The organism is Bacillus inaquosorum KCTC 13429 (assembly GCF_000332645.1).
In the GTDB taxonomy this organism is placed as follows: domain Bacteria; phylum Bacillota; class Bacilli; order Bacillales; family Bacillaceae; genus Bacillus; species Bacillus inaquosorum.
In genome coordinates, this window is the sequence record NZ_AMXN01000005.1 from 238,820 (window position 1) to 255,148 (window position 16,329).

3 protein-coding genes are annotated in these 16,329 nt (G+C 45.5%); all 3 read right to left on the bottom strand.

Going from position 1 to position 16,329, the window contains the following annotated elements:
• Positions 1–14: 14 nt before the first annotated feature.
• From BSI_RS06645 to BSI_RS06635, 3 genes are read right to left on the bottom strand one after another with little or no spacing between them, the layout of a single operon-like run.
• Positions 15–4,541, bottom strand: a complete 4,527-nt coding sequence (locus BSI_RS06645; protein WP_003240111.1) for a type I polyketide synthase — start codon at positions 4,539–4,541, stop codon at positions 15–17.
• On the bottom strand, positions 4,534–7,203 hold the full coding sequence (locus BSI_RS06640; RefSeq protein ID WP_003240112.1) for a non-ribosomal peptide synthetase: 2,670 nt from the start codon (positions 7,201–7,203) through the stop codon (positions 4,534–4,536). The genes BSI_RS06645 and BSI_RS06640 overlap by 8 nt, the downstream gene beginning before the upstream one ends.
• 19 nt (positions 7,204–7,222) lie before the next feature.
• A complete protein-coding gene (locus tag BSI_RS06635; protein ID WP_003240114.1) occupies positions 7,223–16,318 on the bottom strand; it encodes a hybrid non-ribosomal peptide synthetase/type I polyketide synthase in 9,096 nt (3,031 codons plus the stop codon).
• Between the last annotated feature and the right edge of the window lie 11 nt (positions 16,319–16,329).

Here is a 16,329-nt window from a genome sequence, read left to right on the forward strand (position 1 = left end):
AATCAGCCTCCCATCTATTTTCGTCTCATTCGCTGTTTTCGCCGATTTTTCCCTTCATTTATGGCTTTTTGGCGATCTGGCTCTATTCCTTTTATGTGTAAGTCATCACCGCTTTGCTGTGCTTTGACAGCTTGGGTTAATGATGCAACCGTCGGGTGGGCATACATCATCACAACCGGGATATCCACGCCAAGCTCGTTTTTGATTCTCCCGCTCACCTGAAGCAGATCAAGTGAAGAGGCTCCTAATTCAAAGAAATTCATATTTACATCTGTCTCAGAATGAAAATAATCTTTGAAAATATTCATTAACCTTTCTTCAAGTGTGTCCAATCGGTCTTTTGTCAGCACATGCGCTGCGGTTTGTCTGTCCTCTTTCACATAGCTGTCTTTCATTCGTTTGTTTACATCCTGCAGCGAAATCAGGACTTGCGGGTAGCGCAGCTGCAAAGCTCTCATAAACGCTTTCGCTCCTTGAGCCGGCAGGATTCCTTGGTGTTGCTCCTCTTTGTCCACTATCTTCGAAAGAATGGCTGCCGTTTCTGATTCATATGCCATCCCTACTTGTTCCCAACGGTCCCAGTTAACCGTCACCATGTTTTCACCTTCTTTTCGGCATGCGTGAGCATAACTGTCCAAGAATGCGTTTGATGCAGCGTAGCCGACTTGGCCCCCCGCTCCTAAAAATGAAACAAGAGAGGAACAAATGAAGAAGAAGTCCGGCTGTTTGTTTCTAAGCGCTTTTCTTAACAGAGCGGTTCCGGTTATTTTGGCTTTCGCCATATGCCTCTCATCGTCTGGTGTCCTTGCGTGAATCACTTTGCCATCAGGAATGCCTGCTGCATGAATAACGCCATGAATGGCTTGTCCGAAACGAGATTCTGCCGTTTGCAAGGCTTTTTGAAGCTCTGTCTCGTCTGAAATATCCGCCTGCAATACCAGCACCTCGGCTCCAGCCTTCTCGAGCTCTTCCACAGCCTTGAGTTTTTTGGCTGTATCGTCATTTGCTCTTAGTTTATCGGGCAGTCCTGTCCGGCTTAGCAGCACAAGCTTTGCTTGAACTGTTTCAGCTAAATGAGATGCAAGAGATAATCCAATCCCCCCAAGGCCGCCTGTAATGATATAAACTCCTTTATGCCTGAGATTGCCGGCCATATCAATCTCATCTTGCTTGCGAGGCTGCTTCGCCTGCCGAATCCATCTGCTGTTTCCGCGATAAGCCACAATAGGCTGATCATCCTCTTTTTTAAGTTCATAAGAAATCATTTCAGGCCAGCTTGATTGACCGAGTCGCGGGTCCGGACAAAGATCAACAGCTTTACAGCTGATCTGCTTATACTCTTGCGGAATGGTCAAACAGACTCCGGTCAGCGCAGCCTGATGAGGCTGAAGATCCTCCATTCCCGTCACATCGTGAGCTTGATTGGTCACTACGGTCATGTTTAACCTTTTGTTGCTCTCTGTCCCAAGTAAACGGACAAGATCAAGGAGAGGAAGATAACCGGCTATTGTGTGCTCTGCAATATCTCCATCACGACCATCACAGTCTTGCAGCCACATCCAGATGATTTCATCAGGGATAAACCCCCTTGCATTCAGTTCATCCAGCAGCTTCCGAAAGTGGGCCGTATCACGATGGTTTACCGTAAACGTGTTTCTGTCTGTTTCCGCAAAGTAATCACCCGGGTGGACAGACACGGCTTCCGCTTGCTGTTTTAGGAGATATTGGCTGACATTACTGTTTTCTTCAAAGACAAGTATCCTCTTTCCTTGATGAGTGAATGTCTCATTGACTGGTTCCATTCGTTCCCAGAACGGTACGGAAAACCACTTATCAAAAGGAAGCTGTTTTTCACTTGAAGCAACGTTTAATTTCAATTCGTTTTTGATCTTTTCTTCCATGCCGCCCTGAGATGTTTGCGGATCGGGAAATACTTGATGCTCAAAAGGATAAGTCGGAAGCGGGACCCTTTCGTATGAGCCCCCTTGGCGAAAGTGCTCCCAGTTCATGTTTACACCATGCGTCCAAAGCCTGCCGATGCGGTTTAACAGATAGACACGATCAGATGATACTTCCTTTGGATGCCTGATCATGTTTACCGCAGCATGTTGCTCCGTCATAAAACCCTCATGTTTTCTCACAAACTGCGTCAACGTGTTTCCTGGCCCGATCTCAACAAATACAACATTGCCCATTTGTAAAAGTGTGTTCAGCCCTGAATGAAAATCAACCTTTTCCATGATTTGTGAAGCCCAGTATTTCGGATCTGCGGCCTGCTCTGCTTGTATCCAATCGCCTGTCACATTTGAAATAAACGGAAGGACGGGTGCTGTGAATTCCATATCTTGCAGAATATCAGCAAAACGAGATGCTGCCGGCTTCATCATGCTTGAATGAAACGCATGGGACGTTTTTAAGTGCTGAATTGCCACTCCTTTCGACTGAAGGCGCGCGGCAAAAGCATTGATTGGCTCCATAAGACCTGATACAACCGATAAATCAGAGCTGTTTGAAGCCGACAGCTCAACCCCCTCTGTCAATTCCATTTCTGTCTCTCTGCCAGACAGTCTGACGCTCAACATTTCTCCCTCCGGCATTTCCTGCATCAATCGGCCTCTCATCACAACCATATGAAGCGCGTCTTCCAATGAACAAATGCCTGACAGACAGGCTGCCGTTAATTCCCCTATGCTGTGGCCAATCATGTATTGCGGTTTTAAACCTTTTTTGCTCAAGAAGGACGCCAGCGCATATTCAAAAGAAAATAAAATAGGCTGCGTATATGAGGTTTCATGGATAAGCTGTTCGGCTTCTTTGCTTTCTGCCTCATTAGCCGGAAACATGATGCTTCTAATATTGAGTCCTTCCTCAGCTTGCAGAATGGTAAAACAGCGCTCCAGCTCCTCCTGGAATACGGGCTCCATTTCATACAGTTGTTTCCCCATATTGACGTATTGAGAGCCTTGCCCGGAAAACATAAAGACAACTGCCGGCTTCTCCAGCGCTATTGAAGAATTTGCCATATCGCTTGTTATCCCTAAAGGACCAGCCGTAAATGCCTGACGATACTGAAAATGCCTGCGGCCCTCTTGCAGTGTATATGAAACGTCTTGGAGCGGTACCTCTTCATTCTCTTTTATAAATTGCTTGACCTGATCCGCGGCCTTCATTGCAGCTTTTTCAGATCGGGCAGAAATAAGCATAAGGCAGTCTTCATGATCCTCTTGATGACGTCTTTCCTTCATCGGAGGCTCCTCCATGACAACATGAACATTCGTGCCGCCGATCCCAAAGGAACTGACGCCCGCTCGAAACACCCGGTCAGATGCTGTCCATTGTTTTGCTGATGTGCTGACATAAAAAGGACTGTTTTCAAAATCAATTTTAGGATTGGGCTTTTTGTAATGAAGGCTTGGCGGCAGGGTTCTCGCTTTGAGACTCAGCGCCGTTTTAATAAACCCCGCAATTCCCGCGGCGGAATCCAAATGACCGATATTCGTTTTAACAGAGCCGATCGCGCAGAATTGCTTCTTTTCTGTTTGAAACGCTTGTTTAAGCGCCTCTATTTCAACTGGATCACCTAACGAGGTGCCCGTGCCATGCGCTTCGACATAAGAAATACTTTCGGACTCTACACGGCTGATGTTCAGTGCTTTTCTAATGACATCTGCCTGCCCTTCGATACTTGGCGCGGTGTAACCGACTTTACGGCTGCCGTCATTGTTATATGCTGATCCTTTAATGACAGCGTAAATATGATCTTGATCCTTCAGCGCCTGCTTTAAGGTTTTCAGCACTACAACACCGCAGCCTTCACCCCCGACTGTCCCTTTTGCTTCCGCGTCAAATGCGCGGCAGCGGCCGTCCGGCGACATAATCATCCCTTCTTGATACATATAGCCCTTTTTATGGGGACAAGTCACCGTTACTCCTCCCGCCAGCGCCATTTTGCAGTCGCCGGTAAGCAAAGCTCTGGATGCGAGATGCACAGCGGTCAGAGAAGATGAACAGGCTGTATCCACTGCGATACTCGGCCCTTTCAAATTCAATTTGTATGAAATTTGTGTATTCATAAAATCCTTGTCCGTCAACTGAACAGCAGCAAACTGCTCAGAAGAACTGCTGCTTCTCAGCAGCATTGAACTTGCTTGCCAGTACAAATTCGCAGACGCAGCGCCGAATAAGCCGATAGGCTGTGAATAGGTTTCGGGATTATAGCCGGCGTTTTCAAGGGATTCCCACGCGACTTCATGAAACATCCGCACTTGCGGGTCCATTACCTCGGCTTCGCGCTGTGAGTAGCCGAAAAACGCTGCGTCAAAGTGGTCATGCCGGTCTACTTTTCCTTTGGCCCTGACATAATTCTTATGATCGAGCTGTTCTTTAGGCACACCGGCTTCCATAAGCTCTTCTTTTGAGAAAAATGTAATGGATTCCGTGCCCGTTTTGATATTCTCCCAAAACTCTTCAATATTTTTGGCACCGGGGAAACGGCAAGCCATTCCGATAACCGCTATTTCTAAGCCTGTTGTTTTACTCATCAGAAATCCCGCCTAACAGTTGTGCGACATTTTCTAAATCCTCCGCTGCCTCTTCCCCACTCTCAGCATTTGCCTGAGAACCCTCAGACTCCGTTTGCCTGCTGAGCTGGGCAGCTATTGCCGATACGGAGGTATATTGAAACAGCTGAACAACAGACAGCTCTTGTCCAAACTGCTCTTTCAATTTGTTCGATAATTCTACGATGTGAAATGAGTTTCCGCCGATATCAAAAAAGTTATCTTCCATGCTGATATCAGATTCAGGTATATTCAAAATGCCAGCAAAAATGGAAACCAGCTTTTTCTCAGTTTCATTGTGCGGTTTTATGACCTGCTCGTCAGATTCAGGCTCTTCCATAGGATCTGGAAGCTCCTTGAGATCAAGCTTCCCTGACAGGTTCATTGGAAATGAGTCCACGCGGATGAATCGTCTCGGAATCATATAACCCGGCAGCTTTTCTCCTAAAAACCCTCTCATTTTTCGAGTTTTCAGTTTTTGATCGGAAATGAGATACGCCACAAGAAACTGATCATCTGATTCCTTTTGAACTGGAATAATCACCGCGTCATGAATGATTTGTCCCGACTCCCGGTAATCAAGCAAGGCTTTTCTAATCTCATCAAGCTCTACTCTGAATCCTCTTATTTTCACTTGATCATCATACCTGCCAAAAAATTCGATTAAGCCGTCAGAACGCCATCTCGCCAAGTCGCCGGTATGATAAAGCTTGCCGGCAGGAATATGCTGCGGTTCTGTAAATTTTTCTGCCGTCAGCTCTGGCTGACAGATATATCCTCTTGCCACCCCATCTCCGGCAATGCACAGTTCTCCGTATACGCCAATGGGCACAGGCTGTCCGCAATGATCTAAAATATAAATCTGTTCATTCGGCATCGGCCTGCCGATCGGTACGACGGGTTCATTCCAAGAATCAGGTATGGTAAAAGCCGCTGACTGTACAGTACATTCCGTCGGACCATAATTATTTGTCATCACCGGCTTATCAGCACGAAACGTTTGTAAATATTGCTGAACCAATTGGGGAGGCAGAATTTCGCCGCCAGCCATTATTAACTTCAATTCGTCAACGTGATGCGGCTCTTTCTCAGCGGCTTTGAGCATTAAGCGCAAATGAGAAGGTGTCGCATCTGAAATATGAATGCGGTTCTCCTCATAAAAAGACCACAGCTGCTTTCCATCCATCCTTGCATGATCCGGTGCAATATATAAGGTGTGTCCAAGAAGCACTGCCGGAAATATCGTTTGCACGGATGCGTCAAAAATATGTGAAGCAAGCATGCCGATGCGGAGATGCTCTTGTGAAAACGGCTCAAAATGAAGGCTGTCTATGCCATATACTAAATTGATGACTTGACGATGCTCCACCATCACGCCTTTCGGTTTTCCTGTTGTCCCTGATGTATACAGCACATAAGCGAGATTTTCAGGAGACGGCAGACGCCCATGTTCCGCCGCCCCTTCAAATTTCATCATTTCCTCTATAAATAAGCTTTTTTGATCCTCAGCAGAAATGTCATAATCCTCGTTCGTGATCACAAACCGCGAACCGCTGTTTTTCAGCATATAATCCATCCGTTCGGACGGCATATTTACATCTATCGGCAAATAAGGACATCCTGCTTTCAATATGCCTAATATGCCAATAACCATTTCTGCTGAGCGATGAACCATCAGCCCCACAGGCTCCTCATGACGAACACCTTCTTTTATCAAAAAAGCAGCAACCCGGTCTGACAATTCATCAGCCTCACCGTATGTGAAACTGACATCTTCATACACAATTGCAGGCTGATTAGGTTTGAGAGCTGCCTGTTCTTTGAAGAGATCGACAATCGATTTTTCTTTCGGATAGGGCTGATTTGTGTGATTAAATGTCGTGATGATTCTCTCTCTCTCCTCATGAGAAAGTAACTGCAGCTCAGAGACCAGAGTCTCAGGCGCCGACAAAGCCCGGTCCGCCAGCATACAAAAATGGCCGGCTATCCGTTTAGCAGTATCGAATGTGTAATGCTTCAAATTCCAGCTCAACTTTCCAGTCAATGTCCCTTCATCACGCTGAATGGAAATAAGTATATTCGTGTCCAGCGCTTTCAAAGAGGACGGCTGCTGAAGATCATTCATAGCAAGGGAAACGCCGAAGCGGGGCTCCTCTTTTTTATGCAAAGGATGAAGCTCGTCCAATAGTATTTTCACAGGATAATTTTGATGGGCATACACTTCTTGAAAAGCTTGTTTCACATGCTCTAGACAGTCTCTGAAACTCATAGAAGGATTGATTTTCACCAACAGCGGAAGAAGATCATTGATCACCGGCTGTGTTTCCCGCTGTCTCAACACAGGGGCCGACGCCATGATATCCGTTCTTCCGCTGTACCTGTGCAGCAATGTGACTGCCGCAGTCATAAAAATGATAAACATACGCAAATCTGAAGCTCCGGATGCCTTTAAGATGGCCTTTTCCAGCTGAGCCGGGAATGAAAAAGTGAATGAAGCTTCTTCATCGTTTTGATCAAGAAGCTGTGAATCATAAGGAAAACGGCAGTCCGACGGGATTTGAGATAATAGAGAAGTCCAATATTGCCGCTCCTTCACTTTTTCAAGAGCTGCGGTTTTCAATTGAAAGACATCGGTTTGGTTCATTGTTATTCACCTATTTCTGCTAGATTTTCAGATCGTCTAGTTCCAGCAACGATACCTTTTCTAAATCATTGATGCCTGAAGTCAGGTCAATATCCTTGAGAGCGGTTTGCTTACAATCAATCACGGCTGACAGCACCTTTTTAATCCCTTTCGCAACGCTTTCAATGGTTTCTCTTGTAAACAGCTCAGTGCTGTATTCAATGACAGAAGATAAACCGTTTTCGTCTTCTGAAGCGATCCAAAGCAAATCAAACCGGGAAACCGCTGTTTCATATTCATAGTCGGTTAGTGTGATCCCGTCTACCTCTAAAGCAGGCTGGCTTAGATTCTGCAGAGCAAAAACGGTATCAAAAATATGATTCCTATTTAACGTCCTATCTAACTTCAAATCTTGAACCATATGTTCATACTGATAATCTTGATGATCAAAGTCATCAATCACCAACTGCTTGACATGGTGCAGAAATTGAGTGAACGTCATCTCTTTTTTCGGATAAAACCGAAGCGGAAGCATATTAACGAATATACCGATGATCCGCTGCAGTTCCTCCTGCCTTCTCCCTGCGACCGGAACGCCGACTACAATGTCGGACTGTCCAGTGAGCTTGTGCAGCAGGATTTGATAGATTGATAAAAGTCCCATAAACAGCGTGGCATCTTCATCGGCCATAATGGATTTAAACGCCTCAAGCTCTTTTTTGCTTATATAAAAACGATAATGGGCGCCGGCAAAGCTTTTGACATCAGGTCTCTGGTAATCAGCCGGCAGCTGAAGCTCACGGAAGCCGTCAAGCCGTTTCAGCCAATATGTTTTCACCTCATTCAGATCTTCAGACTGAAGCATCTGATTCTGCCATTCTGAGAAATCTTTATATTGCAGTTCAAGCGGTGCAAGCTCTTTGCCGTCATACAGATCCATAAATTCGCTGACCAAGATATCCTGAGATAAACCGTCAGAAATAATATGGTGCATATCGAGCATCAGAATATACTCGTTTTCAGAGTTCTTAATAACACCAGCTCTCATCAGGGGAGCCTGATCAAGCTGGAACGGCTTTAAAAAGCTGCTGATGACTTCTTGTTCTTTTTGGTTTTGCCCTTCCTGGCCTGCCACATTTGATAGGTCAAAAAAGTCTGCATGAAATTCCGCATGCTCAGCTATGCACTGCATAGGAACACCGTCTATTGCTTTAAAGGATGTTCTTAAACTCTCATGACGATTAATCAATTGCCGGAACACATTCTCAAGCCTTTGCATATCAAGCTTTCCTGCAATCCGGCCGGCAGTGAACTCATTGTAGCCAGTGCTTGTTTGATCTAACTGCTGAACAAGATAAAGCCGTTTTTGCGCTGAGGACAACGGATAATAATCCCGTTTTTCAGCTTTTTCTATCTTTCTGTACATCTTCTTGTCGGCTTGGCTGATAAATTCGGCCATCTGCCTGATCGTCGGAATGTTAAAGAAATCCGGCAGCGCAATTTCCACATTGAATGCTTGATGAATAATGGAAATGAAAGTAATCGCTTTTAACGAATCCCCGCCCATCTCAAAGAAATCATCGTCTATGCCGATTTGATCAATCTTGAAAAATGACTGCCAATGAACAAGGAGTTCTTTCTCTATATCAGTTACTGGTTCAACATATTCAGCGGTAAGTTCTGGCCGCCCGTACAGCGAAACGTCCTCTTGCTCTTCACCGTTAGGCTGCTGCAGACGATTCACATATTTTTGTATCCTCTCCTGCAGATCCGTGGCAGACACTACAATCTGATCCATAAGATCAAATGTGAAAATTTTCTCGAAAACCTCTCTGCCCTCATGCGCACGAATCAGGGTATTTTCTAAATCCCCTCCGACTGGAATATCCGGTTTTTTGCCGTCTTCAAATTCCCAGCCGTCTAAATTTAGGGCTGTCCACTGAACAGGATGCTGCGTATTATGTTTATATACAAAGGCATCAACAAACTGGTTAACTGCAGTATAGGCGGTAAATCCAAGTCCTCCCAATATCGGAGACAAGGACGAAATCAAAAAGCAGAAATCAAGCGGTCGATCGGCCAACACTTTTTCTAATACCGCAACGCCCGTCATTTTTGCTCGAAAGTGAGTATTCGAAAAACTTTTATCCGTTTGTTCCATCATCCTGAATGATTGTTCGCCTGTTATTCCAGCTGCATAAATTACACCATGAATGGAGCCGTACTTACGTTCAGCCACATGAACCAGTTCAGACATATCCGCTTCACAGCTTGCATCCGCAGCAACAGCAGTGACTTCTGCGCCTGTTTTTTCTATCTCATATATTGATTTTATTTTTTTAACGATTGGATCATCCTCAGCATGCGTGCTGATTAAGGACTCCCATTCACTCCGTGGCGGTAGGCCGGAACGGCTTGTCAGAATCAGTTTTCCTTTTGTTTTCTCAGCAATGGTTTTTGCAGCATGTAAACCGATGAAGCCCAGCCCGCCAATCAGAATATATACGCCTCCAGGACGAAGGTGCCCCTGCGATGATTCTGCAGGCACGGCTTTGTGAATAAAATTCCTGGTGTACCTTTTATTATTTCTGTAAACCGTTAGGAGATTGCCTGATTCGGTCATCAGCTCTGATCTGATGAGTCCCAGCAGCTTGTCTTCTTTCCAGGAATCTTCTTTCTGTCTGTCTATATCAATCACTCGATAGCGAAGGAACGGTGTTTCCTGAGATATGACCATACTCGGCCCCAGATGTACGGCTTTCTCTGGATACAGCATGTCTTCTCCGCCTAGCTGATACGTAAGGGACGATAACACAAAGATCGAAATGTCCTGCTTTGTTCCTTTCTTTTTCAATGCTTGCCCTAAGTAAAGCAAAGAGTAATAGGATTCGTTTTGCATCTGCTCAATCCACTCGGCAGCAGCGGTTTCATTCTTCTCTGCCAGCCCCCAGAGGTGCAAAATCCGGCTGTACTGAATCTTTTCCTTCTCCAACACTTCAAAAAGACGGCAGTAATCTTCCGCAGAGTCTGGGCTGAGTGTGTACACTCCTTTTTCAACCTGCTGAAAGTTATGTCCTTTTTTAACGATGACACAATAAGCACAGGTGGATTGCAGCCCCTGAATAAGCTTATGGGAAAAATCTCCATCCTCCATGAAGACAAGCAAACGTTGTTCCGTCGCTTCAATCTCGCGGGGAATCGGCAGGATTTCTTTTTCCCATTGCGGCAGATAAAACCACTCCTGAAGCGGGAGCTTTCCTCCTGAATGTTTTTTGCCTTTTCCGCTGGCGGTATGTTTCCGTTTGTGCCAGAAGGATTCCTTTTCAAAAGGATATTGAGGCATAGTAATCTTTTCAGGATGTCTGCCCTCGTGCAGCCCGCGCCAATCAATGTCCGCGCCATACATCCACAGCGTGCCAATTCTGCTGAGTAAAAATTGGACATCTGACATACTCTGTCTGCTGTGTTTCAGCACATTGCAAGCATGCTGGCGCAGCTCATCGTTAATCGATCTCTTCACCAGCACACTTAAATCTTGTCCCGGGCCGATTTCGATAAAAATAGCATCTTCCTGTTTCGTTAACACGCCAATACCCTCGGCAAAGCGAACAGTCTCAGTCATGTGCCGTTTCCAATAGTCATAGTCCGCAGCTTCTTCATCCGCTATCCAGTCTCCCGTTAAATTCGAAAAGAAAGGAACATCCGGTTTTTGATAAGAAATGCGCTTAGCCGTATTTCCAAATCGTTCAGCGGCGGAAGCCATGACGTGTGAGTGAGCAGCAATTGAACCTTTTACTCTCATACAAAGCACTTTTTTGGCTTTTAACTGTTCTTCAAATGCGGAAATGTCAGACTCAAGCCCCGACACAATGCAAGAAGCGTCATTAACAACAGCCAATGAAATGCAATCAGGGAGAATCGCTTTCAGTTCTTCCTCTGGCATTGGCACGCTTAGCATGATGCCTGACGGCGCTTCGTGCATCGCTTGTCCACGTAAGCTGATTAGCTTGATGGCATCACTTAGCGTAAACACTCCCGATACCGCGGCAGCCGTTAATTCACCGAAGCTGTAGCCGATCATAGCCCATGGCCGCAGCCCCCACTTCATCAGCAAAAGTGACAGCGCATATTCCAGCATAAAAATAGCCGGCTGGGCATATTTCGTCTCTTGAAGCTTCATCGCGGCAGCGTCTTCATCCTGCTGGTCAGGGTATAGAATATCCTCAAGCCTCTCACCGGTCGCTTCATAGAATTCTTGAAAACAGTGATCCATCGTCTCTTTGAAAAACGGCTCCTCCGTGTATAAATCCCTGCCCATGTTCACATATTGACTGCCTTGGCCCGAGAACATGAAGATCAATTTTTTCTCCTTTTTTTCCTGAATCCGCGACATTCGGCTGAGTCCTCTGTCCTTCTTCTCGGAAAGCAGGCGGATGACATCCTGTCTGTCCTTTGCCACAAACATTTGCCTATAATCAAAGTGCTGTCTTCCGGCCTGCAGCGTATAAGCGGCGTCTGCTGCATTAAGCTCAGAGTTCCTTTCCATGTGTTCGAGCAAAAGGTCTTTCGTTTTTTCTAAAGCATTCATCGTTTTTGCTGAAAGAGGAAACAGCTGATACGAACGCGAATGTTTTTCACGTTCACTGACAGGCGCTTCCTCCAGAATCACATGGGCATTGGTGCCGCCCATACCGAATGAGCTCACGCCTGCTCGTCTTGGGTTATTTGTTCTCTTCCACACTCGGAGCTTGTCATTCACTAGGAAAGGACTGTTTTGAAAATCAATATTCGGATTCGCTTCTTTAAAATGAAGACTAGGCACAAGTTGTTGATGCTGCAGAGAGAGAACTGTTTTAATGAGACCCGCCGCTCCGGCAGCAGCATCAAGGTGTCCGATATTCGTTTTTACGGAACCAATCCGGCAAAACGCGGTCTTATTTGTTTGAAACGCTTTAGTTAAGGCTTCAATTTCAATTGGATCTCCGAGAGCTGTGCCTGTCCCATGGGTTTCCACATAGCTGATGGTTTCCGGTTCAATCCCCGCGTCGGCAATCGCATCTCTTATAACCTCTGTCTGGCCTTCCACACTCGGCGCATTGAAGCCTACCTTTTGGTCACCATCATTGTTGACCGCAGATCCTTTTACAACCGCATAGATCCTATCGCCGTCAGCCAAAGCGCGGCTCAACGATTTCACTGCGACAAATCCGACACCATCGCCTCCTACAGTGCCTTTCGCGTCTTTATCAAAGGCTCGGCAATGGCCGTCTGGCGATTTCACCATATTCTCTTGATAGATGTAGCCTGACTTAACCGGATGGAGAATGGACACACCGCCTGCGAGAGCCATATCAGATTCTCCATTCAGCACTGATTTGCAAGCCAAATGCAGCGCGACCAAGGAGGTTGAACAAGCTGTCTGCAGGGTAATGGCTGGACCTTTTAAATTAAGTTTATGAGCAACCCGCGTGCTGATCGTATAGGTATCATTTAAAGAGCCGATTTCAAACAGCTCTGACATCCTGCCGTCTAATGAGTCAGCGAAATGCTGGAGCCATTGAAAATTTGAGGTTGTTCCTGTAAACAAACCGATTTTTCCTTCATATTCAGCTGAAACACACCCTGCATCCTCCAGGGTTTTCCATACATACTCATGAAGAAGACGGATTTGCGGATCCATGACCTCTGCCTGTCCCGGTGAATAGCCGAAGAAGGAGGCGTCAAATAAATCGGGGCCGTCGATGATTCCTTTCGCCCTTACATAATCAGTTCTCGTAAATGTTTGTTCATCAATGCCTTCCGCAAACAGCTCTTCATCAGTGAAAAAAGAGATGGATTCCTTGCCATTTTGCAGGTTATGCCAAAATTCATCTATGTTTTTAGCTCCGGGGAAACGCCCGGCCATCCCGATGATGGCGATGCTGTCATCTGAAGGATCCTTCCGCTTTGATATGAATGGTGTTTTCTTTTTTGATTGCTCTTCATCATGACCTGATAAGAATTCAGCAAGCATCTGAACTGTTGGACGGCGGAACATCTCAACCATCGGAATACTTTTTCCCGTTTCCTTAGAAAGCTGCTGATTGACTTGGATCAAATGCAGGGAAGTGCCGCCGATTTCAAAAAATTTATCCTGAACATCGATGCTGTCTTGACCAAGTACACGTTTCCAAATCTCCAGCACCATCTTTTCTGTTTCAGAAGCTGGTGCTGCCGCAAGTGCCTTTCGTTTTGTCTCTGCAGCAAGCTCCGGCAGTGCTTTTTTATCCAGTTTTCCATTGGCCGTCAGCGGCATCTCATCCATCACAATAAATCGGGATGGAATCATATATTCCGGCAAATGACGGCGCAAGTATTCACGCAGCTGCTTTTCATCAATCGTCTCATCAGTGAAAAGATAAGCAGCCAGGCATGGTGTCTGGGACGCGTCCTTCTTCACGACAGCCGCCGCCCCTTTTATACGTCCGTACCGGCAGAGCCAGTGTTCAATCTCCCCGCTCTCAATCCGATAGCCCCTAAGTTTGATTTGGTCATCGTTTCTGCCTAAAAACTGAATGGTTCCATCCGGTAAAAAGCGAGCTGCGTCTCCTGTTTTATACATTTTTTCTCCGGGTTTAAAAGGATGAGCCACAAAGCGCTCTGCCGTCAGTTCCTTCCGGCCTAAGTAGCCTTCTGCCACTCCTTTTCCGGCAATATATAGTTCTCCCGCTGCTCCCTGGGGCAGCAGGTTCATATGTGAATCAAGAATGTATATATCAGTATGTGCTGCAGGCTGGCCGATCGGCACATACAGATCTTTATCCCTTTCAGATGAGTAGCGGTGAATCATGCAGCCGACTACCGTTTCCGTCGGGCCATATTCATTAAAAATTTCAATTTTCCCATCGAAGTTCTCTTCAATTTTCGCCGCCAAGGAGGTTTCTAATTGCTCTCCCCCCAGTATCAGGCACTTCATTACACTGTCCTGAAACGGCATCCCGGAAATGAAATGCAGATGGGACGGCGTTAACTTCATAACGTGGGCTCGATTATCTTTCAAAATTTGTTCCACAAGAAGCTGCTTGTTTGTATCCCGATACACAATAATTGCGTTTCCGGTTATAAGCGGGGTAAAGATAGAAGTTACTGTTAAATCAAAAGATAAAGACGTATAAAGGGCAAAATCTCTATTATCACCTCTTACATATTGCTCGGCGGCCCAGGAAATATAATTTTCAAGACCAAGATGCTTAACAAGCACCCCTTTTGGCCTGCCTGTTGTTCCAGAGGTATATATACAATACGCAATATCCTGCGGACCGTAACGTTTCACCAGATTGCTGTCGTTTCCTTGATAAATGCTCTGATCGGTAATATCTATTTTCACACCATCGTACGAGTAAACCAGCCCCTCAATATCCTCTGTCAGCAGCAGGTTTACCCCGCTGTCCTGAAGAAGATATTCAATTCTTTCCGGAGGATAATCGGGATCAACTGGAACATAAGCGCCGCCCGCTTTTAATACAGCGAGACACGCGATCACCATTTCAATTGAATGTTCTGTTAAAATACCGACTCTTTGTGCGGGTTTGACTCCCTGACTTTCTAAAAAGCGGGCAAGCTGATTCACTTTTTTATTTAATTGATCATAGGTCAGGGATTCCGAGCGAAATTCCACAGCAAGAGCGTCCGGCGTCTTTTCTGTCTGCCGTTCAAACAAATCAATAACAGTTTGATGTTCGTTGCCGGTCAGACCTTTATAATTGCAAAACTCTTCAAGCTGATAATGCACCTCATCTTGTGAAAGCATATTCAAGCGATGCACAGATCTGTCTGCCGGATACTCAATCACTTCCGATAACAGGTTGAGAAAATGATCCCCCAGCTGCTTCACTTGAAGAGCAGACATGACACCAGGATTGTATATAAATGAAAAATGGATATGTTCATCAAAAGCTTGTACACTCAATGTCAAATCAAACTCAGTTTGCTCAAACATGTCATATTGTTCGATTGAAAGAGGAAGACTGTTTGACTTAAGCATCTGATCAAGCGGATAATTTTCAATCACGACAATCGTGTCAAATAATGACTGCTCAGCCGTCAGCCCCGCATATGTTTTTAAATCAGACAGCGGTGTATGTTCATATTCACTTCTTTTGGCAATCTGCTCATGTGCAAGCTGAATCAAATCTAAAGGCGTGGATTGAGGCGCAAAGCGAAGACGAAGCGGAATGGTATTAATAAACAGCCCCGTCATTTGTTCTATTCCCGGTACATCGGCGCTTCTTCCTGACACGGTTGTCCCGAACACCACTTCTTCTTGATCAGAATATTTCTTTAGCAGCAGACCCCAGACACTATATAGAATTGAAGCAAGCGTAACTTGCCGTTCAGCAGCGAGTGAGCGAAGAGCTTTTCCTACTGAAACCGGAAGCTGTATTTCATGTTTAGAAAAAATAGCATTTCGCTTCCCTGGTCTTTCTGTATTCGGCAGCAATTGTACAGGCTCCCAGTCTTTCAATAACCCTTTCCAAAATGACGCCTGGCTGTCTTTTGTTTTACGCTGCTGTTCCTGCTGCCATTTCACAAATGCTTGATATGACGGTTTTTGAGAAATAACAGATGTTTGGCCCATGGATAACGATTGATATGACTCCATCCACTCTTTGAGGACAATCCCCATGCTCCAGCCGTCCATCAGGATATGATGAAAGCTGATCATCATCCAGATCCCGTTTTCTTCTATTTGATAAAGCGTGACACGAAAAGGTACTTCTTGAAGCTGAAACGGCTCTTTCCGATCACGCGCCGCAAGCTCCTCCTTCAGCTTTTCCTGGGAAATGCCTTTCTCGAACGAGATGCTCTGATAACGGATATCTATTTTATGATGCTTTAATATAACTTGAATGGGCTTAGCTGTTTCCTTCCACCTAAACACCGTCCGCAGCATTTCATTTTGCCGAACCGTTTGCTGCCATGCTTTTTCAAAAAGATCGCGGGCTGGTTCGCTCTCCAGTTTTATCAGCATTTGTTCAAAATAAGCATTACCTTCTGGCTCCATTAAATAATGAAAAAGCAGACCTTCCTGAATGGTTGTCAGTCCGAGAATGTTGGCTATATTATTTTTATCTATTTTATTCATTTGCTCACTCACAGAATCCTCTC

Excerpts from the sequence above, each read along its gene's own strand:
- BSI_RS06640 (WP_003240112.1), bottom strand. The coding sequence starts at position 7,203 with ATGAACCAAACCGATGTCTTTCAATTGAAAACCGCAGCTCTTGAAAAA.
- BSI_RS06645 (WP_003240111.1), bottom strand. The coding sequence starts at position 4,541 with ATGAGTAAAACAACAGGCTTAGAAATAGCGGTTATCGGAATGGCTTGC.